The 21328-nt window shown below is 61.0% G+C and carries 19 protein-coding genes; 7 read left to right on the top strand and 12 right to left on the bottom strand.

Annotation, left to right across the window (positions count from 1 at the left end):
* The first annotated feature begins 13 nt into the window (after window positions 1-13).
* From BMX59_RS05705 to BMX59_RS05695, 3 genes are read left to right on the top strand one after another with little or no spacing between them, the layout of a single operon-like run.
* Complete coding sequence (locus BMX59_RS05705) at window positions 14-682, top strand: amino acid ABC transporter permease (protein WP_017736949.1); 669 nt, start codon at window positions 14-16, stop codon at window positions 680-682.
* Window positions 679-1329 (top strand): amino acid ABC transporter permease, encoded by a 651-nt coding sequence (locus tag BMX59_RS05700; RefSeq protein WP_092241748.1) that lies wholly within the window; start codon window positions 679-681, stop codon window positions 1327-1329. Before BMX59_RS05705 ends, BMX59_RS05700 begins: the two co-directional genes overlap by 4 nt.
* The gene (locus tag BMX59_RS05695; RefSeq protein ID WP_092241746.1) at window positions 1316-2053 is read left to right on the top strand and encodes an amino acid ABC transporter ATP-binding protein; all 738 of its coding nucleotides are present in this window, start codon (window positions 1316-1318) and stop codon (window positions 2051-2053) included. The genes BMX59_RS05700 and BMX59_RS05695 overlap by 14 nt, the downstream gene beginning before the upstream one ends.
* Here BMX59_RS05695 and BMX59_RS05690 read toward each other — a convergent pair.
* The 4 genes from BMX59_RS05690 to BMX59_RS05675 all read right to left on the bottom strand — a co-directional run bounded on the left by BMX59_RS05690 (window position 2034) and on the right by BMX59_RS05675 (window position 6565).
* Window positions 2034-2564, bottom strand: a complete 531-nt coding sequence (locus tag BMX59_RS05690; protein ID WP_175486659.1) for a DUF1120 domain-containing protein — start codon at window positions 2562-2564, stop codon at window positions 2034-2036. The genes BMX59_RS05695 and BMX59_RS05690 overlap by 20 nt on opposite strands.
* On the bottom strand, window positions 2554-5070 hold the full coding sequence (locus BMX59_RS05685) for a fimbria/pilus outer membrane usher protein (protein ID WP_256572935.1): 2517 nt from the start codon (window positions 5068-5070) through the stop codon (window positions 2554-2556). Before BMX59_RS05685 ends, BMX59_RS05690 begins: the two co-directional genes overlap by 11 nt.
* Before the next feature lie 7 nt (window positions 5071-5077).
* Complete coding sequence (locus BMX59_RS05680; RefSeq protein WP_093514186.1) at window positions 5078-5725, bottom strand: fimbria/pilus chaperone family protein; 648 nt, start codon at window positions 5723-5725, stop codon at window positions 5078-5080.
* Window positions 5726-5911: 186 nt separating this feature from the next.
* The gene (locus BMX59_RS05675; RefSeq protein WP_092242381.1) at window positions 5912-6565 is read right to left on the bottom strand and encodes a DUF1120 domain-containing protein; all 654 of its coding nucleotides are present in this window, start codon (window positions 6563-6565) and stop codon (window positions 5912-5914) included.
* Window positions 6566-7008: 443 nt separating this feature from the next.
* On the opposite strand from BMX59_RS05675, the gene ppx reads away from it, so the two are divergent.
* Entirely contained in the window at window positions 7009-8511 is a 1503-nt protein-coding gene (gene ppx / locus BMX59_RS05670) for an exopolyphosphatase (protein WP_092241744.1), read from the top strand.
* Window positions 8512-8645: 134 nt separating this feature from the next.
* Here ppx and ppk1 read toward each other — a convergent pair whose 3' ends face one another.
* Window positions 8646-10868, bottom strand: coding sequence for a polyphosphate kinase 1 (ppk1, locus tag BMX59_RS05665; RefSeq protein WP_058426437.1), 2223 nt, complete (start codon window positions 10866-10868; stop codon window positions 8646-8648).
* Between the two features lie 18 nt (window positions 10869-10886).
* Complete coding sequence (hemB, locus tag BMX59_RS05660) at window positions 10887-11900, bottom strand: porphobilinogen synthase (RefSeq protein ID WP_093120468.1); 1014 nt, start codon at window positions 11898-11900, stop codon at window positions 10887-10889.
* Between the two features lie 208 nt (window positions 11901-12108).
* On the opposite strand from hemB, the gene BMX59_RS05655 reads away from it, so the two are divergent.
* Window positions 12109-12744 (top strand): DedA family protein, encoded by a 636-nt coding sequence (locus BMX59_RS05655; protein WP_071490485.1) that lies wholly within the window; start codon window positions 12109-12111, stop codon window positions 12742-12744.
* Here BMX59_RS05655 and BMX59_RS05650 read toward each other — a convergent pair.
* Entirely contained in the window at window positions 12725-13960 is a 1236-nt protein-coding gene (locus tag BMX59_RS05650; protein WP_092241740.1) for a sterol desaturase family protein, read from the bottom strand. The genes BMX59_RS05655 and BMX59_RS05650 overlap by 20 nt on opposite strands.
* A 116-nt stretch (window positions 13961-14076) precedes the next feature.
* On the opposite strand from BMX59_RS05650, the gene elbB reads away from it, so the two are divergent.
* Window positions 14077-14742: an isoprenoid biosynthesis glyoxalase ElbB gene (gene elbB / locus BMX59_RS05645; RefSeq protein WP_071490475.1), complete on the top strand. Its 666-nt coding sequence runs from the start codon at window positions 14077-14079 to the stop codon at window positions 14740-14742.
* 180 nt (window positions 14743-14922) lie between these two features.
* Here elbB and BMX59_RS05640 read toward each other — a convergent pair whose 3' ends face one another.
* From BMX59_RS05640 to BMX59_RS05620, 5 genes are all read right to left on the bottom strand, one after another.
* On the bottom strand, window positions 14923-15378 hold the full coding sequence (locus BMX59_RS05640; protein ID WP_071490476.1) for a YaiI/YqxD family protein: 456 nt from the start codon (window positions 15376-15378) through the stop codon (window positions 14923-14925).
* Window positions 15379-15380: 2 nt separating this feature from the next.
* Window positions 15381-17276: an FTR1 family protein gene (locus BMX59_RS05635; RefSeq protein ID WP_093120465.1), complete on the bottom strand. Its 1896-nt coding sequence runs from the start codon at window positions 17274-17276 to the stop codon at window positions 15381-15383.
* 184 nt (window positions 17277-17460) lie between these two features.
* A complete protein-coding gene (locus BMX59_RS05630) occupies window positions 17461-18093 on the bottom strand; it encodes a LysE family transporter (RefSeq protein WP_028618426.1) in 633 nt (210 codons plus the stop codon).
* An 88-nt stretch (window positions 18094-18181) separates the two neighbouring features.
* Window positions 18182-18754, bottom strand: a complete 573-nt coding sequence (locus BMX59_RS05625) for a mechanosensitive ion channel family protein (protein ID WP_028618427.1) — start codon at window positions 18752-18754, stop codon at window positions 18182-18184.
* Window positions 18754-20664, bottom strand: coding sequence for an ATP-binding cassette domain-containing protein (locus BMX59_RS05620; RefSeq protein ID WP_093120463.1), 1911 nt, complete (start codon window positions 20662-20664; stop codon window positions 18754-18756). Before BMX59_RS05620 ends, BMX59_RS05625 begins: the two co-directional genes overlap by 1 nt.
* A gap of 50 nt (window positions 20665-20714) precedes the next feature.
* On the opposite strand from BMX59_RS05620, the gene BMX59_RS05615 reads away from it, so the two are divergent.
* Entirely contained in the window at window positions 20715-21182 is a 468-nt protein-coding gene (locus BMX59_RS05615; protein ID WP_092241734.1) for a TIGR02444 family protein, read from the top strand.
* Window positions 21183-21328 lie beyond the last annotated feature (146 nt).

The raw sequence follows: 21328 nt of genomic DNA, 5'->3' as shown, positions 1-21328 counted from the left end.
GCGGAGCTGACTCATGGCGTATCAATTTGACTTTGTGCCGGTGCTGGCCAACACCGACCTGCTGCTGCGCGGCGCGCTGTTCACCCTCGAACTCACGGCCATCGGCGCCATCCTCGGCGTGGCCCTGGGCACCGTTGGCGCTGTGGTGCGGGCGTGGAAGATCCAACCGTTCGCCTGGTTCTTCGGCGTTTATGTCGAGTTGATCCGCAACACACCGTTCCTGGTGCAGTTGTTCTTCATCTTCTTCGGCCTGCCGTCGCTGGGGCTGAAGATCACCGAGTGGCAAGCCGCCGTGCTGGCGATGGTGATCAACCTGGGGGCCTACTCCACGGAAATCATCCGCGCCGGTATCCAGGCCATTCCTCGCGGGCAGCTGGAAGCCGCTGCGGCGCTGGCGATGACGCGCTTCGAAGCCTTCCGCCACGTGGTACTGCTGCCGGCGCTGGGCAAGGTGTGGCCGGCCCTGAGCAGCCAGATCATCATCGTAATGCTCGGCTCGGCGGTGTGCTCGCAGATCGCCACTGAGGAACTGAGCTTTGCCGCCAACTTTATCCAGTCGCGCAACTTCCGTGCGTTCGAAACCTACGCCCTGACCACCCTGGTGTACCTGTGCATGGCGCTGATGATTCGCCAGTTGCTCAACTGGATCGGTCGCCGCTTCGTGATGAGGAACAGTCGATGAGTGATTTCTCGTTCTGGGACATCGTGCGCAACCTGGCCACCGGCCTGCAATGGACGCTGCTGCTGTCACTGGTGGCGTTTGTCGGGGGCGGCGTGATCGGCTTGCTGGTGATGACGATGCGCATCAGCCGCAACGCCTTCCCACGCAATGTGGCGCGCACCTATATCGAACTGTTTCAGGGCACACCGCTATTGATGCAGCTGTTCCTGGTGTTTTTCGGCATAGCCCTGCTGGGTGTGGATATCTCGCCCTGGCTGGCGGCGGCGATTGCCCTGACTCTGTTTACCAGCGCTTACCTCGCCGAGATCTGGCGCGGCTGCGTCGACTCCATCGCCCCCGGGCAATGGGAAGCGTCGGCCAGCCTGGCGCTCAACCCGCTGGAGCAACTGCGCTATGTGATCCTGCCCCAGGCACTGCGCATTGCCGTAGCGCCGACGGTGGGCTTCTCGGTACAGGTGGTCAAGGGCACCGCCGTGACCTCGATCATCGGCTTCACCGAACTGACCAAGACCGGCGGCATGCTCGCCAACGCCACCTTCGAACCCTTCATGGTCTACGGCCTGGTGGCCCTTGGTTACTTTTTACTCTGCTACCCCCTGTCCCTCAGTGCCCGCTACCTGGAAAGGAGACTGCATGCCTCTGCTTAGAATTTCCGCCCTGCATAAGTATTACGGCGATCACCATGTGCTCAAGGGCATCGACCTGACCGTGGATGAAGGCCAGGTGGTGGCGATCATTGGCCGCAGTGGCTCGGGCAAATCCACATTGCTGCGCACGCTCAACGGCCTGGAGTCCATCAACGACGGCGTGATCGAGGTCGATGGCGAGTACCTCGACGCCGCCCGCGCCGATCTGCGCAGCCTGCGGCAGAAAGTCGGCATGGTGTTCCAGCAGTTCAACCTGTTCCCGCACCTGACGGTAGGCGAGAACGTCATGCTCGCGCCGCAAGTGGTGCAGAAAGTATCGAAGGCCAAAGCGGCGCAATTGGCCAGGCAAATGCTGGAGCGCGTCGGGCTGGGTGAAAAATTCGACGCTTACCCCGATCGCTTGTCCGGCGGCCAGCAACAACGCGTGGCGATTGCGCGCGCCTTGGCCATGTCGCCCAAGGTGCTGTTATGCGATGAAATCACCTCGGCCCTCGACCCGGAACTGGTCAATGAAGTGCTCAGCGTGGTGCGCCAATTGGCCAAGGACGGCATGACCCTGATCATGGTGACCCACGAGATGCGCTTCGCCCGTGAAGTCGGCGACAAGCTGGTGTTCATGCACCAGGGCAAAGTGCATGAGGTGGGCGATCCCAAAGTGCTATTCGCCCACCCGCAAACCGCCGAGCTGGCGAGCTTCATTGGTTCTACGGAACAGCCGGGCTGACCAGTTCGAATTGGCCATGGCCCTCCAGCAGCGTCTCCCGAGGCACCGCGAGGGCATTGGCCGGCAGTTGAACCGTGACCTCTACTTGGGCTGTCAGCCGACGGCCCATCACCAGCGTACCGCTTGCGCTTGCATACAACGTACGACCCGGTAGCAGCTGTCCGCTGGAGGTGTCATCGGACTGCCACGATACCGGCCTGCCATCGACCTGAGCCTGCCTCAGGTTCAAGGTGAAACGCCCTTGTCGCCCGAACTGAAAGCCCTGTGCATCGGCGGCGACACTGCTGAAACGCAGCGCCATTGCCGAAGGATCCGCGCAAAGCACGCTCAAGTGCAGCGTACGCGGCGTGTCCAGCGTCATTAGCGCCCTGCCGGAGGAGGCTTGCGCAGGGCGAATCACGCCATAGTCGACACGGGGCTCACTCAGGGTCATCCGGCAGTTTTCAGCCTGCGCTTGGGTCGTCACCAGGGCTACCAACAACAGCCACAGGTTCCTGTGCTTAGCGAACATGGCAGACCACCGGTGCGGTTTCATAGAGTTTGTCATCGTCAGGCTCTTGCTCCGGGTTGACTTGCAGCACGCAGGATTGCGAATCCGGCAGTGAAACCTTCAAGGTTTGCGGACCATCGATATTGCTGAGGAAAATCATGCCGTCACCCACCACACTGGTCACAAAGGTGTTGTCCTGACCGAACACTGCAGCGCCTTGAGGCAGTGGCCGACCCCGTTCATCCTGGGCTTCAAGCAACAGACGACGGACTTTCACCACATCAAAGTTGAGAATATTGACTGACCCCCGACCGGCAGCGAGTACCTTGGTGCCGTTCTTCAAGTCGACGCGCTTGGGCAGCGACTGGGTCTGCACCTGCAGGTGGTTGTTGCTGTAGGCCTGCAGCCCGGGGATCACCGCCTGGCCACTGAAATCGGTCCATACCGGCCCTTGGGGCGTGGAGACCTTGGCCGCTCCGATATCTCCCACCGACACAATGCCAAAGGTGTCCTGCACGGTATACGGCGAGAAGGTCACCCCGTGCTCATGGGCCACGATGCCGCCTTGCAGTTGGCCGGAATAGTTGGTGTTCGACGGGTCACGGCTGACGCCCAGGGTCACGCGGGTATACCGCGGCAAGACACCCACACGAGCGCGCACGCTTTGTTCTCGTTCTTTCACGTCCCGATCGACACCGACCTCATAGTTCACATAGTCGTTGACCCGCTCGCTGAGGGCGGTGCCAGCTTCCAGCCGGTCACCTCGACGACTGACGTAAGTGGTCATGCGCCGATCAGTGCCGAGGGGCACCGTGACCTGCAGCCTGACCGACGTGCCCTCGTCCAGCCGCTCGTCGCGGCGGCCACCTCGAACCGGGTCATGGCGCCGAGGGGCGGTCGCACCGACCTGGGCGTCGGCAATCAGTGCGACCCCTACGCCTTTGAAGGTGTCGTTCCACGAGGCAAAGAGGTGATCGCTGGATTGCCCGTCAAACTGAGAGCTACGGGTGAAACCGAGGGAGAATCCACCCAGGTATGGGGCCGTCCAGCTCAAACCTGCCGTGTACTGGCGCTTGAAACGGGCATCGAGGCTGTACCCCCGCGAAGCCTGACCGGCGTCCAGTACCTCCCGGTAACCGCGACTCTGTACCGAAGCGCTCAGGTTGATATCAAGATTGGCGAATAAAGGAGCCCCCAATGACAGCGTGCTACGCGTGCCACCCACCTCATCTTGAGCATCACGGGAAAGGTTATGGCGCACGCCCACGGTCATCTGATGGAAAAACACACTGCTGAGGGTTCCACCTGCCGATTGGTACTCATCGGTACTCAGCAGACCGAAACCCAACGACGAGCGCTGGCCCAGCCCCCAGGTGCCGCTGCCCATGGCAACCACGGGCGAATCCTGGTTGTCGATGGACGTTTCACGCACCTTGCCGAGGGAAAAGTAATATCCCGGCTTGATCGGAGCCCCACCCCGAAAGGACGCAGCGGGCACCACGAAACTGCGCGTTGCCCCACGCACGTCAATCACGCTCACATCAAGGTCACTGGTGCTGTTCAGCAACGGTAAACCGGTCAGCCTGAACGGACCTTCCGGCACCAGGGTGGAATGGATCAATGCGCCTGATTGACGAACTTCCACCCGCGACTGGCTTTGAGCCAGCCCTTCAACCACGACATTGCTGTCGCCCGCACCGCTGCGCTGCTGGCCGTCTGGAGAGAACTGCACGCCGGTCAGTTGCACACCGCCAAAAATCGGGTTGTTGCTGGAAATCTGCCCCACCTGGAAGGTCGACTGCAACGCCGCGATATCACGCTGGGCATAGGCGCTTACCTGTTCGGTACGCGTCTTGCCATTGTCGGAGATATAGAACTGGCGGCTGCGAACGATCCAGTTACCCAGGTTGAATCCCGCCTCCGTATAGGCCGATACGACGCGACTTAGCCTACCGCGAGAGTGGGTATCAAAACCCCATACGTCGTAGTTGAAGATGGCGGCCGCGCCACCCTCGGAAAAATCCCCGCCCTCCCACTCCGGCGCACGCAGGGACTGGGTCGGCACCACCAGGGCGACCTCATCGCTGCTAGGGCGCAGACGCACCATGGTCGCCGGGTATTCTCCAACAAAATCATGGCAGGCCTGGTCAGGGGTGATGCCCTCGCGCAGAAGCCTGGACGGGGTAACCAGACCGGCTTTTGCCAGCAACGCAGGAGTGAAGCACAACTGGCCCTGATAATCGAAACGCGCGTCAACCAACCCCAGCGGCGTGCCATTGACTCGCAGCCCGACGACATGGACACCTTCGCGAAAGCGCGCTGCGCTGCGAAAGTATTCAGAAACCTGTGGATCTATTCCAAGGGAGGTCAACGCGGCCAAGTCAAACCCCTGCCCCAGCCCAACCGCTGCGCTGGTGCCGGGCAGACTCCAGAGCGTCGCGAGCCCCAGCAGAATCCTGGAGCGAGCCTGGGAAACACTGCTCGGCACGCTATTGGCAGAGCGACGGGTAGGCCTGATCTTTTTCATAGGCCCGTCAATCCGCACCAGCCGTAACGGGTGCGCGGTAACTGTCCACCGTAAACCCGTAGACCGTGGCCGGGTGAATCTCCACCGCCACCACTCCCGCCACAGAGCCTGCCGACGCGAGCGTCAGCACTTCGCCCGGCAGGATGTAGGTTCTCGGCAACGTTGCCACGCTTGCCTGCGGATGCAGCTGCACTTCCATCCCTAGGCGGACGACGTAAGCGCTGTTGTTGTGGACCCTCAACTGATCTCCTTTACGCTCCCATGTCAGCAACTGCCAGGGCGCGTCATGCCTGGGCAAGCCTTTGGGATGCAGGATCAATGGCAGGCTCTGGCGCAGGGTGATACCAATGGTCGCACCGCCGGGTGCACGTGCCTCAGGGATACCTTCAAAGGAAACGCGTTTCAGGCGCTGGGTCTTGAGGGGTTGCTTTGTAGTACTGATAAAGCGAACAAGTTGGGTGTCGCCCGCTTCGACCCGTGTAATCGGGGGCGTCACGATCAACAAGTGTTCGGGGTCTTCGGGTATGTTTTGTATGACGGAATGAAGCAATGCAGGGCCAGGGTCCGTATTTTTAACATTAAGCGTTGCCTCGCCCTCTTCCTCATTCAGAATGACAACGGTTGTTTCGGGCTGCATTCCGTCTGCCATGGCCATACCGCACGAAAAAAGAGACAAACCTATATATCGCAGCAACGAAATAACGGTTATTGATAAACCATTCACCGATTTTCCCCACAACCAAAAGAAGTCGAACACCAACAAATGCACACATTACAACTACCGACATTTAACAGAGACAGGTAAGTATCTCTGGATAAATGTCGGCCGTTAATGATGTTTTTAGATGTAATCCACTAACAGACTGGTGCGACCGTCCAGCGTTACATCGCGGGCCAGGTCCAAATCGTTCGCGCGGTTGATAACGGCCTTCACTTCAAGCGTGCCTGTAAGCGTGGTAACGAATGCAGGTACCGCAGTGGCACCGCTACGCCATGAATACTGGGCTGGCGATTGCGCGACTTTACCGTCACTGATCTGCCAGGACGCGCCCTGACTGCTCCGCATGATGGGGCTCAGGCTCCCAGTGGACGATCTCAGGTCCTTGAGCGTGACGGAGTACCCACCAGTGCGCTTGCCATTGGCAAGGCCCAGGCTGTAGTTCTGCGCCTCGGTGAACCCGGCACCGAGGATACCTACCACCTTGCTTTGGGCAGGTTGCAGGTCTGTGAGCGCCACTCGGAACTGCGCTGGGCTCTGGCCGCAACTGATGCTCAAGCTGACCGTTTTAGCTGCAAGAGGATTGAACTGCGTCGGGGACAGGTTTGCGGCTGGAATTGTCTGATAATCGACGATGCCGCCTCCAGCGAGGCTGAGGTTGCAAGCCACTGGCTTGATAGTCCCCCGTACAATCAGTTCGGCAACATTCGTAGCATGAGCCCCAATACTTGCGGCCAAGCAAAGAGCACCCACTGTCACACCAAGCATTTTTTTCATGATCAACCTGTCATCTGTAATGAGTAGGTGCATTTACGACAGCCGAAAACTCCGACCATAAATAAATAACACCACGGCGAAATTGCCGGGTGACAGTCTGTCGTTTTGGCTCGTGATTAAAGAATCAGATGGGGCGCCAGTTGTTGTGGGAACCGTAAAGACAAGCAGTGAGCCATGTCAAAATACCGAGTAGGCACAAATGCAAAATCAATAAATTATTAACCGCTCCCTTGTAGGCAAAATCATAAACAGCATGATGACAATAAAAAGTTAAATACTCCTACAAAGCTAAAACCGCTTTCGTTGATAGCCCTGAAAACCACCCTACATTTCCCACAAGAATTCCTCACAGACACCCGCAGGAAAATTACCGGCGCACTACGCGTTGGCGCCAGCGGTCGATCGTGGCACGATGGTCAGGTTATCGACCGAGACCCCAAACCATGCCGCAATCCCAAGCCAAGAATCTGTCCCTGATCGCCGCCATCGACCTGGGCTCCAACAGCTTTCACATGGTCGTGGCCAAGGCCCAGAACGGTGAAATCCGCATCCTTGAGCGGCTCGGAGAGAAAGTGCAACTGGCTGCCGGGATCGACGACGAGCGCCAGCTCAACGAAGAATCCATGCAACGCGGGCTCGATTGCCTGAAGCGGTTTGCGCAACTGATCAACGGCATGCCCCTGGGCGCCGTTCGAATCGTCGGCACCAACGCGTTGCGTGAAGCGCGTAACCGTGGTGAATTCATCCGCCGCGCCGAGGAGATCCTCGGGCACCCGGTAGAAGTCATCTCCGGCCGTGAAGAAGCCCGTCTTATCTACCTGGGCGTGTCCCACACCCTGGCCGATACACCAGGCAAACGCCTGGTCGCCGACATTGGCGGCGGCAGTACCGAATTCATCATTGGGCAAAGGTTCGAGCCATTGCTGCGCGAAAGCCTGCAGATGGGCTGCGTCAGCTTCACCCAGCGTTACTTCAAAGACGGCAAGATCACCCCGGCACGCTACGCCCAGGCCTACACCGCGGCGCGGCTGGAGATCATGAGCATCGAACACGCCCTGCACCGCCTGACCTGGGATGAAGCCATCGGCTCGTCCGGCACCATCCGCGCCATCGGCCTGGCACTGAAAGCGGGCGGCCATGGCACCGGCGAGGTCAACGCCGAGGGCCTGGCGTGGCTCAAGCGCAAGCTGTTCAAGCTGGGGGATGCCGAGAAAATCGACTTCGACGGTATCAAGCCTGATCGTCGCGCGATCTTCCCGGCCGGTCTGGCGATTCTCGAAGCGATCTTCGATGCTCTTGAACTGCAACGCATGGACCACTGTGACGGAGCCCTGCGCGAAGGCGTGCTTTATGACCTGCTGGGTCGCCATCACCACGAAGACGTGCGTGAGCGCACCCTCACTTCGTTGATGGAGCGTTACCACGTCGACCTGGAACAAGCCGCCCGCGTGGAGCGCAAAGCCCTGCACGCCTTCGACCAGGTGGCCGAGGACTGGGACCTGGAAGACGGCGTCTGGCGCGAGTTGCTGGGCTGGGCCGCCAAGGTGCATGAAGTGGGCCTGGACATCGCCCACTACCATTACCACAAGCACGGCGCCTACCTGATCGAGCACTCGGACCTGGCCGGCTTCTCCCGTGAAGACCAGCAAATGCTCGCCCTGCTGGTGCGCGGCCATCGCCGTAACATCCCCAAGGACAAATTTGCTGAATTCGGCGACGAAGGCATCAAGCTGATCCGCCTGTGCGTGCTGCTGCGCTTTGCGATCCTGTTCCACCACATCCGTGGCACCCAGGCAATGCCCCAGGTGACCCTGCGCGCCGACGGCGACAGCCTGGATGTGGTATTCCCGAAAGGCTGGCTGGATGAGAACCAGCTGACCCAGGCGGATTTTGGCCTGGAAGCGGAGTGGCTGAAGCGGGTGGGGTTCAGCCTGAACCTGCGCTGATCTGAAGAACTCTGCAAAACAATTGTGGGAGGGGGCTTGCCCCCGATAGCTGTGGATCAGTCCAAGTATTTGGTGACTGACACACCGCCATCGGGGGCAAGCCCCCTCCCACATTTTTAGACCCCCGCAGGGTTTTAGTTCACCGTCAGAATCGGGCTACCCAACTTCTCCAGCAACGTCGCCTGCGCACTGCGCGGGTTCTGGTTACCGGTCGGCGTGTTGCGCACGTAGCGGCCGTCCGACTGCAGGCTCCAGCTGTGGGTGTTGTCGGTGAGGTAGCTTTCCAGTTCCTTCTTGACCCGCATGATCAGCTTCTTGCCTTCCACCGGGAAGCACGTCTCTACGCGCTTATCGAGATTGCGCTCCATCCAGTCGGCGCTGGAGAGGAACATCTGCTCTTCGCCGCCGTTGAGGAAGTAGAACACCCGTGTGTGCTCCAGGAAGCGGCCGATGATCGAGCGCACATGAATGTTGTGCGAAACCCCGACAATGCCAGGGCGCAGGCAGCACATGCCGCGCACCACCAGGTCAATGCGCACGCCGGACTGGCTGGCCTTGTACAGCGCGCGGATGATCTTCGGATCGGTCAGCGAGTTGAACTTGGCGATGATGTGCGCCGGCTTGCCGTCGAGGGCGAACTGGGTCTCGCGGGCAATCATGTCGAGCATGCCCTTCTTGAGCGTGAACGGCGCGTGCAGCAACTTCTTCATGCGCAAGGTCTTGCCCATGCCGATCAACTGGCTGAACAATTTGCCGACGTCTTCACACAAGGCGTCGTCGGAGGTCAGCAAGCTGTAGTCGGTGTAAAGCTTGGCGTTGCCGGCGTGGTAGTTGCCGGTGCCCAAGTGGGCGTAACGCACGATCTCGCCGGCTTCACGGCGCAGGATCAGCATCATCTTGGCGTGGGTCTTGAAGCCGACCACGCCATAGATCACCACCGCACCGGCTGCTTGCAGACGGCTGGCCAGTTGCAGGTTGGACTCTTCGTCGAACCGCGCACGCAACTCGATCACCGCGGTGACTTCCTTGCCGTTACGCGCGGCGTCGACCAGGGCATCGACGATTTCCGAGTTGGCGCCGGAACGGTACAGGGTCTGGCGTACGGCCAACACATGCGGGTCCTTGGCGGCCTGGCGCAACAGGTCGACCACCGGGGTGAAGGACTCGAACGGGTGCAGCAGCAGGATGTCCTGCTTGCTCACCACGCTGAAGATGTTCTCGCTGTTTTGCAGCAGTTTCGGGATCTGCGGGGTGAACGGCGTGTATTGCAGCTCCGGATGGCTGTCCAGGCCGGTGATGCTGAACAGGCGCGTCAGGTTCACCGGGCCATTGACTTGATACAGCTCGGTCTCGCCCAGGTTGAACTGCTTGAGCAGGTAGTCCGACAGATGTTTCGGGCAGGTGTCGGCCACTTCCAGGCGCACCGCATCGCCGTAGCGCCGCGAGAACAGCTCGCCGCGCAGGGCACGGGCCAGGTCTTCGACGTCTTCGGAGTCCAGCGCCAGGTCGGCGTTACGGGTCAGGCGGAACTGGTAGCAGCCTTTTACCTTCATGCCCTGGAACAGGTCATCGGCGTGCGCATGGATCATGGAGGATAGGAATACATAGTTATCGCCTGCGCCCCCCACCTCTTCCGGTACCTTGATGATCCGTGGCAGCAAACGGGGCGCCGGGATGATTGCAAGGCCCGAGTCGCGACCGAAGGCGTCGATACCTTCCAGCTCCACGATGAAGTTGAGGCTCTTGTTCACCAGCAACGGGAACGGGTGAGTCGGGTCCAGGCCAATCGGGGTGATGATCGGCGCGATCTCGTCGCGGAAGTAGCGACGCACCCAGGTCTTGATCTTGGTGGTCCAGTGACGGCGACGGATGAAACGGACCTGATGCTTTTCCAGCTCCGGCAGCAGGATGTCGTTGAGGATCGCGTACTGGCGGTCCACATGGCCGTGCACCAGCTCGCTGATGCGCGCCAGGGCCTGGTGCGGCTGCAGACCGTCGGCGCCGGCCTGTTCACGGGCGAAGGTGATCTGCTTCTTGAGGCCGGCCACGCGGATTTCGAAGAACTCATCCAGGTTGCTGGAGAAGATCAGCAGGAACTTGAGCCGCTCCAGCAGCGGGTAGGACTCATCCAGCGCCTGTTCCAGCACACGGATGTTGAATTGCAGTTGTGACAGCTCGCGGTGGATGTACAGGCTGCTGTCATCCAGGTTGGTCACCGCCGCTACCGGGGCCGGCACGGGCGGTTCGGCCACCACGACGGGCGCGGCGGGCTCATGCTCCGGCGGGGTCTCGGTGACTTGTTCAACCACCGGGTGAGCGTCTTTTACGGCAACTTCTGTGAGTCCTTCGGTATTCATCGAGTGTTCCTGTGAGGGCTATTGTTGCTCTCTAAGCAATTGGGCGGCGCGGGCGGCGAAGTAGGTCAGGATGCCATCAGCCCCGGCGCGTTTAAAGGCTGTCAGGGATTCAAGGATCACCCCTTCGCTCAGCCATCCATTCTGTATTGCAGCCATGTGCATGGCGTATTCGCCACTGACCTGATAGACAAAGGTCGGCACTTTGAATTGGTCTTTGACCCGGTAAAGGATGTCCAGGTACGGCATCCCCGGCTTGACCATCACCATGTCAGCACCTTCGGCCAGGTCGGCCGCCACTTCGTGCAGGGCTTCATGGCTGTTGGCCGGGTCCATCTGGTACGAGGCCTTGTTGGCCTTGCCCAGGTTCAGCGCCGAGCCCACCGCATCGCGGAACGGGCCGTAATAGGCGCTGGCGTACTTGGCCGAGTAGGCCATGATCCGCACGTTGACGTGGCCGGCCAGCTCCAGGGCTTCACGAATCGCCTGGATGCGGCCGTCCATCATGTCCGACGGGGCAACCACCTGGGCGCCGGCTGCCGCATGGGACAAGGCTTGCTTGACCAGCGCATCGACGGTGATGTCGTTTTGAACATAGCCGTCTTCGTCAAGAATGCCATCCTGTCCGTGGGTGGTGAACGGGTCCAACGCCACGTCGGTGATCACCCCAAGCTGCGGAAAACGCTCGCGCAGGGCACGGGTGGCGCGCTGGGCGATCCCGTCCGGGTTCCAGGCTTCGGCAGCATCCAGCGACTTGAGTTCAGACGGCGTGACCGGGAACAGTGCCAAGGCCGGAATCCCCAACTCGACCCAACCAGCGGCTTCTTCAAGCAGCAGATCAATGGTCAAGCGCTCCACGCCCGGCATCGAAGCCACCGCTTCCCGACGTTTTTCCCCGTCCAGCACAAACACCGGCAGGATCAGATCATCGATCGTCAGCACGTTTTCACGCACCAGACGGCGAGAAAAATCATCACGACGATTGCGACGCAGACGGGTGGCGGGGAACAGGCGATTGGCAGGGGTAAAGCTCACGACAGACTCCTGAGCCCGGGTTTACGGGCGAGCGATGCAGTTATAAGCGGCCATTATGACGAAGGTATGACAGTTGTGCTTAAGGATGCGACCTGTAGTCGCATTCGGCATTTCCGTAGGAATTGTTCACTTCGTGACACATCTCGATACTTTCATGAATCTTCATGAAGGCGTAGGCTGCGCGTTCATTTCGCCAGCACCCCAGACCATGCTTCAACAATTCCTGCATGACTTCGGCTACTTTGCGCTCTTCCTGGGCACTTTCTTTGAAGGCGAGACCATTCTGGTTCTCGCAGGCTTCCTGGCGTTCCGTGGATACATGGATATCAACCTGGTGGTGGTCGTTGCCTTTTTCGGCAGCTACGCCGGCGACCAGCTTTGGTATTACATGGGTCGCAGACACGGCCGCAAGCTGTTGGCGCGCAAGCCACGCTGGCAATTGATGGGTGACAAGGCACTGGAGCATATCCGCAAGCACCCGGATATCTGGGTACTGAGCTTTCGCTTCGTGTACGGGTTGCGCACCGTCATGCCAGTGGCGATCGGCCTCTCCGGCTATCCACCGTTGCGCTATCTGATCCTCAACGGCATTGGCGCTGCGATCTGGGCTTTGGCCTTGGGCGCTGCGGCCTATCACTTCGGCGCCGTACTGGAAGGCATGCTGGGCAGCATCAAGAAATACGAGCTGTGGGTATTGGGTGCCTTGCTGATACTGGGCTTCGGCCTGTGGCTGCGCCGTCGCATCAAGAATGCACGCATCGCCCGCGAGGCCTGCGCCGACGCCAAGGCCCGGCTCGCAGCAGAGCCGGACCCGGTCGAGCCGCCTAAGACACCAGTCGAGTAAACCGGCTTCTGCAGCAGTAGAGGCCAATCACACTGAGCAAGCTGTAGCTCAGCAGGCCCAGCCAGCCCAGGTTGCTGGCCGGCCATAACCCGACCAACGGTGCCAGCCACACCAGCGGTACGTTCAGCACCAGCCGCGAAAGCTCGGCCTTCAACGTCCAAGGCCGGTTCTCCAGCGCCACCCCCAAGGTAAACAGCCCCAGCGCCATGGCACTCCAACCGAGGATCAGTGCCGCCGTGGGCAAACCTTCGCCGAAATTCATCAGATAGCTGCCAAAGCCAACATAGGCCGCAAATTGCAGTGCGATGTACACCTGTTGACGCACGTCCAGTGGCACGTCGAATTTACGGAACTGGCTCAGGTCGTGCCTGGCCATCGGGTACTTGGCCTTCACGTCCGCCGGGCGCCAGCCGGTGCGCATGAACCAGATGCGCAGCTTGTCCCACCAACGCTCGGTGCGCCGCGCATCACTCCACAACTGGGCATAGAACTGCAGGTTGGCCCATAGCGGATTCCAACTGGCCAACGGCGTGGTTACGCCGAAAATCACCGGTTCGTTGTCGTCTTCCTCCTGGAAGGTACCGAACAGCCGGTCCCAAATAATGAACACACCGCCATAGTTACGATCCATGTAGAGAGCGTTCTGTGCATGGTGAGCCCGATGATTGGATGGCGTGACGAAAAACCACTCGTACCAGCCGAGCTTCGGCACGTGCCGGGTGTGCACCCAGAATTGATAGAGCAAATTAAGCGATGCCACGCTGATAAACACCACCAATGGCACGCCGAGTACGGCCAAGGGCAGGTAGAAAATCCAGCTCAGCAGGAAGCCGGTACTGGTCTGGCGCAGTGCGGTGCTGAGGTTGTAGTCCTCACTCTGGTGATGCACCGAGTGTGCGGCCCACAGGATGTTGCGTTCGTGCCCCATGCGATGAAGCCAGTAGTAGCAGAAGTCGTAGAACACGAAGGCGAACACCCAGGTCCAGACGCTTTGGGCCGGCAGATCGATAACGGCAAGATGCTTGAGGGCGAACGCGTAGGTCAAAATCCCCACGCCCTTGGTCAGCAGCCCCGTGGTGGTGGACAGCACCCCGGTGCTGAGGCTGTTGATGGCATCCGCCACCCGGTAGTTACGCTCGCCGCGCCAACGGTCGGCAAGCAACTCCACGACGATCAAGGCAATGAAAAACGGTACCGCGTAAGGCACGAAGTCCATGGTCTGGTCCGGTCTATTTTTGTTACATCAAGATTAGGTGCAGCGGCGTGAGATCCCATTGGCAACAGATGACAAATTAGTAGACATTTAACGCCAAGACCCCAGGAGAAATGCCCATGAGCAAAAAGATTGCAGTGATCCTTTCCGGCTGCGGCGTGTACGACGGCGCAGAGATCCACGAAAGCGTGATCACCTTGCTGCGCCTGGACCAGCGTGGCGCTCAGGTCCAATGCTTTGCCCCGGATATTGCGCAACTGCATGTGATCAACCACCTCACCGGCGAAGAGATGCCCGAGTCGCGCAATGTGCTGGTGGAGTCGGCGCGGATCGCCCGGGGTGACGTGAAAGATATCCGCGAAGCCAACGCCGGCGATTTCGACGCGCTGATCGTGCCCGGTGGGTTTGGCGCGGCGAAAAACCTCTCGAACTTTGCCGTGGAGGGTGCCGGCTGCAGCGTCAACCCGCAGGTGCTGGAACTGGCCGAAGCTTTTGCCGAAGCGGGCAAGCCCGTGGGCCTGATCTGCATCTCCCCGGCCCTGGCGGCGAAAATCTACGGCCCCGGCGTGACCTGCACCATCGGCAACTGCGCCGACACCGCCGCCGCACTGGACAAGATGGGCGCTACCCACCAGGAGTGCGGGGTGGAAGATATCGTCGAAGACAAGGCACGCAAGCTGGTGAGCACCCCGGCCTATATGCTCGGCAAGAACATCAGCGAGGTCGCTTCAGGGATCAACAAGCTGGTGGATCGGGTGCTGGAACTGACCCACGAGAACGACTGATAGCCCCACCTATGGTGAGCAGGCTTGTAGGTGACTCAGCTTGTTGTGGCGAGCGGGCTTGCCCCGCGTTGGGCTGCGCAGCAGCCCTAAAACCTGCAGCCATGGTCTAACGGAATCACCGCATCGCTTGAATTGGGGCGGCTTCGCCGCCCAACGCGGGGCAAGCCCGCTCGCCACGGATCAGGGTTGGCGCATCAAGCGTGTAAGAATGCGGTCCAGCGCATTGGCAAACGCCTGCTTTTCCTTCTCCCCGTGGGGCGGTGGCCCGCCCCCCATCTGGCCTTGCTCACGCAGATCAGTGAACAGATTGCGCACCGCCAACCGTTCACTCATGTTGGCGGGGCTGAACTCCTTGCCGCGTGGATCAAGCGCCGTAACGCCCTTCTTTACCAGGCGGTCAGCCAGCGGCACATCGCTGCAGATCACCAGCTCCCCGGGCTCCGCGTGCTCCACCAGGTAGTCATCCGCCGCATCCGGGCCGCTGGGCACCACAATCAGCTTCACACACGAGAAGCTCGGCTTGATCTGGCTCTGACCGGCCACCAGCACCACCTCGAACTGGCGCTTGAGGGCGAACTTCACCACCTGGTCCTTGGCTGCCCGAGGGCAGGCGTCGGCATCGATCCACACCCGCATGCTCAGGCAACCACCCGGCGCTTTTCGGCCAGACGGCTGCGACCGTACAGCACCACAATCGCCAGGATCGCCACCGCCTGTGCACTCAACGAGTACGCATCGGCGTGGATGCCCAGCCAATCGAAATCAAAGAACGCCACCGGCCGGGTGCCGAAGATGCCGGCCTCCTGCAGCGCCTTCACCCCATGGCCGGCAAACACCACCGACAGCGCACACAGCAACGCCGCGTTGATGCCGAAGAACAACGCCAGCGGCAGCTTCGCCGAACCCCGCAGGATCACCCACGCCAGGCCCACCAACAGCACCAGCGCCGTGGCGCCACCCGCCAGCACCGCGTTATGCCCCGCCGGCCCGGCTTGCAGCCACAGGGTTTCGTAGAACAGGATCACTTCGAACAGCTCGCGGTACACCGAGAAGAACGCCAGCACCGCAAAACCGAAGCGCCCGCCGCCGCCTACCAGGCTGCTCTTGATGTAGTCCTGCCAGGCGGCGGCGTGGCGGCGGTCGTGCATCCACACGCCGAGCCACAGCACCATCACACTGGCAAACAGCGCCGTGCAGCCTTCAAGCAACTCGCGTTGGGCACCGCTCACATCGATCACATACGCGGCCAATGCCCAGGTTGCCAGGCCCGCCAGCAGCGCCAGGCCCCAGCCGACGTTAACGCTGCGCACCGCCGATTGCTGGCCGGTATTGCGCAGGAACGCAAGGATCGCCGCCAGCACCAGAATCGCTTCCAGACCTTCACGCAACAGGATCAGCAAACCGGAGATGTAGCTCAGCGACCAACTCAAGCCATCACCGCCAAGCAGACCGGCGGATTCGGTAAGTTTGCCCTTGGCCACGTCCAGGCGTTGTTGCACCTGTTCAACCGGCAAACCGTCCTGCAACGACTGCCGGTAGGCCATCAACGCCTTTTCGGTGTCCTTGCGCACGTTGGCGTCGACGTTATCCAGCGAGCTTTCTACCAGTTCGAAACCTTCCAGGTACGCAGCCACAGACAGGTCGTAGGCCTGCTCATGATCGCCCTTCTGGAACGCCACCAGACTCTTGTCCAGGGTGGCCGCGGTGTAGTCGAGCAACTGCGCCGGGCCACGCTTGACCTGCGGCGGCTGCGCACGCTGGGCGCGGAACGTAGCGGCGGCGGCTGGGCCGTTGGCCGCCAGAACTTCATTGGGGGTCTGGCGGGCCAAGTCGGCGAGGTTGAACGGTTGCTCGCTTTTTGCAGCCGCCGGGTCGGCAGTAAAGCCGGCGATGTAGGTAGCCAGGTCCCAGCGCTGGCGGTCGTCCAGTTGATCGGCGAAAGACGGCATGTCGGTGCCTTCAACACCCAGGCCCAGGGTGTTGTAGATCGCGTAGAGGCTCAGGCGATCCAAGCGCACAGCGTCACGCAGATTGGCCGGTGATGGCGTCATGCCCACGCTGGCCGGGCCGTCACCTGCACCTGCGGTGCCGTGGCACACCGAGCAATGCTGGGCATAGAGCGGCGCGCCTCGTGTTGGATCAGGGGTGATCGCCGGGGCCTGGCTGACTTCGTAGGCCACGGCTAGTTGGGCACCTAACTGACGCGCTTGGCGGGCGACTGTCGTACCGTCCTGATGGGCGGTTACAGCCGCTGACAGTTCGTCGACGCCTTTGACCAACGCCGCACGTTCCGGGCGCTGCGGCAGCTCTGCCACCAGGCCCTGCAACACCCCGAGAAACTCCAGCTGTTCACGGTATTCGGACTCATCAATGACCTTGCCCGCCTCCACCGTCGCTGGGTAGTCAGCGCCAATGTAATCCAGCAAATGCAGGGCTTGTGGGGCACCCTCGGCCGTCGCGGCCAACAGATTGAAGCTGCACGACATCAACGCCGGCAAAACCAGCCAGGCGAGAAAGCGAAAAGGGGCAGTCATGAATGAATCTCAAATGGAAATACGAAGTAACACATTGTCAAACGTTAAAGCGTTTGACTCAAGGCACAAGTGATTTGTCGTGGGTTGAGGCAAGAGTAGTTGTCAGAACAGTTGGAGGGTGGGTATCGACACCCATGTGGAAGGGGGGCTCGCCCCTCCCCCATTTTCAATCCCGTTTCGTCAGTCAGGCCGTGGCACGATGCAAGCTGGCCAGGAAACCCGCAGCCCCCACAAACAACCCCGCAAACGTACGATTCATCCGTTTCTGCTGCTTAGGCGTGCGCAACAGGCGCAACACCTTCGACGCCAAGCCCGTATACCCCGCCATCACCACCATATCGACGCAGATCATCGTCGCACCCAGGATCAGGTACTGGATCAGTAGCGGCGCCTGTGGGTTCACGAATTGCGGCAGGACCGCCAGCATGAACACCAGGGCCTTGGGGTTGCTGGCGTTGACCAGGAAGCCACGGAACATCATCGCCATCGGTTTACCGATCGGGCGCACGGCCGCGTCATCGGTCATGTCCATGGGCAGGGCGCGCCATTGCTTGATGGCCAGGTACACCAGGTACGCCACGCCAAACCATTTGATCGCATAGAAAGCGGTGGAGGATGTCGCCAGAATGGCACCCAGGCCGCACGCGACCACGGCAATCTGCATCGCCAGGCCCAGTTGCAGGCCGATGGCATTCCAGTAACCACGCAGGAAGCCGTATTGCAGGCCGCTGGACATCGAGGCGATGGCGCCAGCGCCAGGGGAAAGGGAGATGATCCAACTGGCCAGGAAAAAGGCCAGCCACGTATCGAGTGCCATTACACACCTCAGGAGGGAGTTTGCTGTTGTGCCTTAAGCTAACTCCGCCGACCAAAGGATGGCTATAGATTTTTACAGGATGTGAATACTAGCGGTCGCCCGGAAAGACATGGGTACCTGGCCAACGGCGCACCGAGCGCTGGAAGAACAGGCTGTTGGGCACCTGCACCATCGCACTGTCGGTACCGGCCTCTGCCACTTCGACCAACGTGGTATAGAGCAGGTTGATCGCCACGACCCGACCCTTCACGCCCGGTTTGTCGACGGTATCCACCAGTTCGACGATGTCACCCAGGCGAAAGGGCCCGACGGTGAAAATCAGAATGGCGCACAGCAGGTTGGACAACACCGACCACATGGCGAAGAACGCCACGGCGGCAACCGCGACAAACCCGGAGAGTGCCGTCCACAACACCGTGGCGGACACGCCCAGGCGACCCAGCACAAAGATCAGCGCACTGCCCATGATCAGCCAGCGCAAGCCACCGCGCAGTGGCATCAGCAATTGCGGCGGGAACGGATAGCGCTCACCCAGGCGAGTCAGGCCCTTGGCGACAAAACGCTGGGCGAGGTAGCCGGCCAGCAGGATCAGCAGGATTTGCACGCCGACCCATACGGGTTCGACCCACTGCGTCGGTATCGGCAGTTGCAACGCCTCCATCAGGACAGCGCCTCCAGCTCCGCTTGCAGGGTTTCCAGCAATTCGAGGGCCTCCATCCAGGTTTCCTCCAATTGCCCTTCGCGTACTTTGAGCTTGGCCTGTTCAGCCAGCAGGTCGCGCAGTTCGTCCTTGCGGGCCGCCTCGTAGACGGCACTGTCGCCCAGGCTGGTTTCGATCCTGGCCAGGCGCTCATGCACCTTGCCCAGCTCGGCTTCCAGCTTGTCGGCTTCACGCTTGTGCGGCGCCAGCTGTTGACGCAGCGCGGCGGCGGCCTGGCGCTGGGCTTTCTTGTCGGTCTTGTCCGGGTTTACCGGGGTGTTGCTGATCGGCGCGTTGCGCAGGCGGTAATCCGTCAGCCAGCGCGCATAGTCATCCAGGTCGCCGTCGAACTCTTCGACTTTACCGTCCGCCACCAGCAGGAAGTTGTCGGTGGTGCTCTTGAGCAGGTGGCGATCGTGAGACACCACCAGTACTGCACCGCTGAACTCCTGCAAGGCCATGGTCAGCGCCAGGCGCATTTCCAGGTCGAGGTGGTTGGTCGGTTCGTCGAGCAGCAGCAGGTTCGGACGGTCCCAGGCGATCAACGCCAGGGCCAGACGGGCTTTTTCGCCGCCGGAGAAATTCAGCACCGGCTCGTCGATACGCGCACCACGGAAATCGAAACCACCGAGGAAGTCGCGCAGGGTCTGTTCGCGCTCGGTTGGCGCCAGGCGCTGCAAGTGCAGCAGCGGGCTGGCCTTGGAGTCCAGCGAGTCCAACTGATGCTGGGCGAAATAACCCACCACAGTGTTCTCGCCACGGGTCAGACGCCCAGCCAGTGGCGACAGCTCGCCTGACAGGTTCTTGATCAGCGTCGACTTGCCCGCGCCGTTGGGGCCGAGCAAACCGATACGCGCACCCGGCGTAAGCTGCAGCTTCACTTTTTCCAGGATGGTCTTGTCGCCGTAGCCCAGACGCGCATCGGAAAGATCCAGCAACGGGCTGGAGATCTTCACCGACTCACGGAACACGAAGTCGAACGGTGAGTCGACGTGGGCCGCCGACAGCTCTTCCATGCGCTCCAGGGCCTTGATCCGGCTCTGGGCCTGCCGGGCCTTGGTGGCCTGGGCCTTGAAGCGGGCAATGTAGCTTTCCATGTGCGCACGTTGCGCCTGCTGCTTCTCGTACGCCTGTTGCTGCTGGGCCAGGCGTTCGGCGCGGGCGCGTTCGAACGCAGTGTAGCCGCCACGATAGAGGGTGATCTTTTTCTGCTCGACGTGGGCGATGTTGTCGACCACGGCGTCGAGGAAATCCCGGTCATGGGAGATCAACAGCAAGGTGCCCTGATAATTCTTGAGGAAGTCTTCCAGCCACAGGATCGCATCGAGGTCCAAGTGGTTGGTCGGTTCGTCGAGCAGCAGCAGGTCAGACGGGCACATCAACGCCTGCGCCAGGTTCAGGCGCATGCGCCAGCCGCCGGAGAAGTCGGCGACGGGGCGGTCCATCTGCTCGTTGGTAAAGCCAAGGCCGGCGAGCATTTTGCGCGCCCGGGCGTCAGCCGTGTAGCCGTCGGCGCTGTCGAGTTCCGAGTGCAGGCGCGCCTGTGCGGCGCCGTCCTGGGCTTTCTCGGCCTCGGCCAGGTCGTGTTGCACCTGGCGCAGGCGCAGATCGCCATCGAGCACGTAGTCGATTGCAATACGGTCGAGGGTGTCGATCTCCTGGCGCATATGGGCGATGCGCCAGTCGGCCGGCAGCAGGCAGTCCCCGGAATCCGGGGTCAGCTCACCCAGCAACAGAGCGAACAACGTGGATTTGCCGGCGCCGTTGGCACCGATCAGGCCGGCTTTGTGACCGGCGTGCAGGGTCAGCTCGGCGTCTTCGAGAAGACGTTGCGGGCCACGCTGTAATGTTAGGCTTTGAAGTCGGATCATAATGGCGGCGGAGTCTACCAGCTTCGTTGGCCGCTGGCTTGGGTGTGAATATGTGCGCTGACCTGTGGAGCTTTGCCCTCTCGACTTACGCCCGCTCAGGATGCGAGGCCGCTTGCCTGCGTTTGCAGGAGCAAGGTGCGGACGTGTGCCTGTTGCTGTGTGGTGCGTGGCTCGAGCAGCGTGCGGTGATAGCGACCGCCGAGCGCATGCAGGCGCTGAAACAGATCGCCGGGTCTTGGCAGACACACGTAATCAAACCGTTACGACAGGTGCGCATGCAATGGCGCGCCATGGCGCTGCAGGATCAGGATTTGGCGGGCTTACGCGAGCGGGTCAAGACCCTGGAGCTGGACGCCGAACGGCAGTTGCTGGAGCGCCTGGAAGCGTTGGCACAAACATGGCCGACAGGCGATGCGCAGGGTCAGCAACGATGGTTGGAAGGACTGGCGGCTGAGGACACCGCCAACCTTGACCACGACGCGCTGCAACAGCTGCGCGTCGCGGCCACCAGCACTTAGGAGGCGCTGGTTGGGGTGGTGCTTGGCGCTACCGGGGCAGGCGTGCTGCTGGCCGGTGCAGTTGGAGCGGTGGCTGCAGCCGGGGCGGCAGCAGGTGTTGCTGGCTTGGCAGCAGCAGGTTTGGCCGCTGGCTTGGCGGCTGGTTT

It is taken from the genome of Pseudomonas sp. NFR09, assembly GCF_900111535.1.
In the GTDB taxonomy this organism is placed as follows: Bacteria; Pseudomonadota; Gammaproteobacteria; order Pseudomonadales; family Pseudomonadaceae; genus Aquipseudomonas; species Aquipseudomonas extremorientalis.
The sequence above is the reverse complement of the archived record's forward strand: the minus strand, read 5'-3'. Positions and strand labels throughout refer to the sequence as shown.

Coding starts and splice junctions, on each gene's coding strand:
- BMX59_RS05690 (WP_175486659.1), bottom strand. CDS start 2,564: ATGTTCGCTAAGCACAGGAACCTGTGGCTGTTGTTGGTAGCCCTGGTG.
- BMX59_RS05695 (WP_092241746.1), top strand. CDS start 1,316: ATGCCTCTGCTTAGAATTTCCGCCCTGCATAAGTATTACGGCGATCAC.
- BMX59_RS05700 (WP_092241748.1), top strand. CDS start 679: ATGAGTGATTTCTCGTTCTGGGACATCGTGCGCAACCTGGCCACCGGC.
- elbB (WP_071490475.1), top strand. CDS start 14,077: ATGAGCAAAAAGATTGCAGTGATCCTTTCCGGCTGCGGCGTGTACGAC.
- BMX59_RS05655 (WP_071490485.1), top strand. CDS start 12,109: ATGCTTCAACAATTCCTGCATGACTTCGGCTACTTTGCGCTCTTCCTG.
- BMX59_RS05675 (WP_092242381.1), bottom strand. CDS start 6,565: ATGAAAAAAATGCTTGGTGTGACAGTGGGTGCTCTTTGCTTGGCCGCA.
- ppx (WP_092241744.1), top strand. CDS start 7,009: ATGCCGCAATCCCAAGCCAAGAATCTGTCCCTGATCGCCGCCATCGAC.
- BMX59_RS05650 (WP_092241740.1), bottom strand. CDS start 13,960: ATGGACTTCGTGCCTTACGCGGTACCGTTTTTCATTGCCTTGATCGTC.
- BMX59_RS05615 (WP_092241734.1), top strand. CDS start 20,715: ATGTGCGCTGACCTGTGGAGCTTTGCCCTCTCGACTTACGCCCGCTCA.
- BMX59_RS05630 (WP_028618426.1), bottom strand. CDS start 18,093: ATGGCACTCGATACGTGGCTGGCCTTTTTCCTGGCCAGTTGGATCATC.
- ppk1 (WP_058426437.1), bottom strand. CDS start 10,868: ATGAATACCGAAGGACTCACAGAAGTTGCCGTAAAAGACGCTCACCCG.
- BMX59_RS05705 (WP_017736949.1), top strand. CDS start 14: ATGGCGTATCAATTTGACTTTGTGCCGGTGCTGGCCAACACCGACCTG.
- BMX59_RS05680 (WP_093514186.1), bottom strand. CDS start 5,725: ATGGCCATGGCAGACGGAATGCAGCCCGAAACAACCGTTGTCATTCTG.
- BMX59_RS05635 (WP_093120465.1), bottom strand. CDS start 17,276: ATGACTGCCCCTTTTCGCTTTCTCGCCTGGCTGGTTTTGCCGGCGTTG.
- BMX59_RS05685 (WP_256572935.1), bottom strand. CDS start 5,070: ATGAAAAAGATCAGGCCTACCCGTCGCTCTGCCAATAGCGTGCCGAGC.
- BMX59_RS05625 (WP_028618427.1), bottom strand. CDS start 18,754: ATGGAGGCGTTGCAACTGCCGATACCGACGCAGTGGGTCGAACCCGTA.
- BMX59_RS05640 (WP_071490476.1), bottom strand. CDS start 15,378: ATGCGGGTGTGGATCGATGCCGACGCCTGCCCTCGGGCAGCCAAGGAC.
- BMX59_RS05620 (WP_093120463.1), bottom strand. CDS start 20,664: ATGATCCGACTTCAAAGCCTAACATTACAGCGTGGCCCGCAACGTCTT.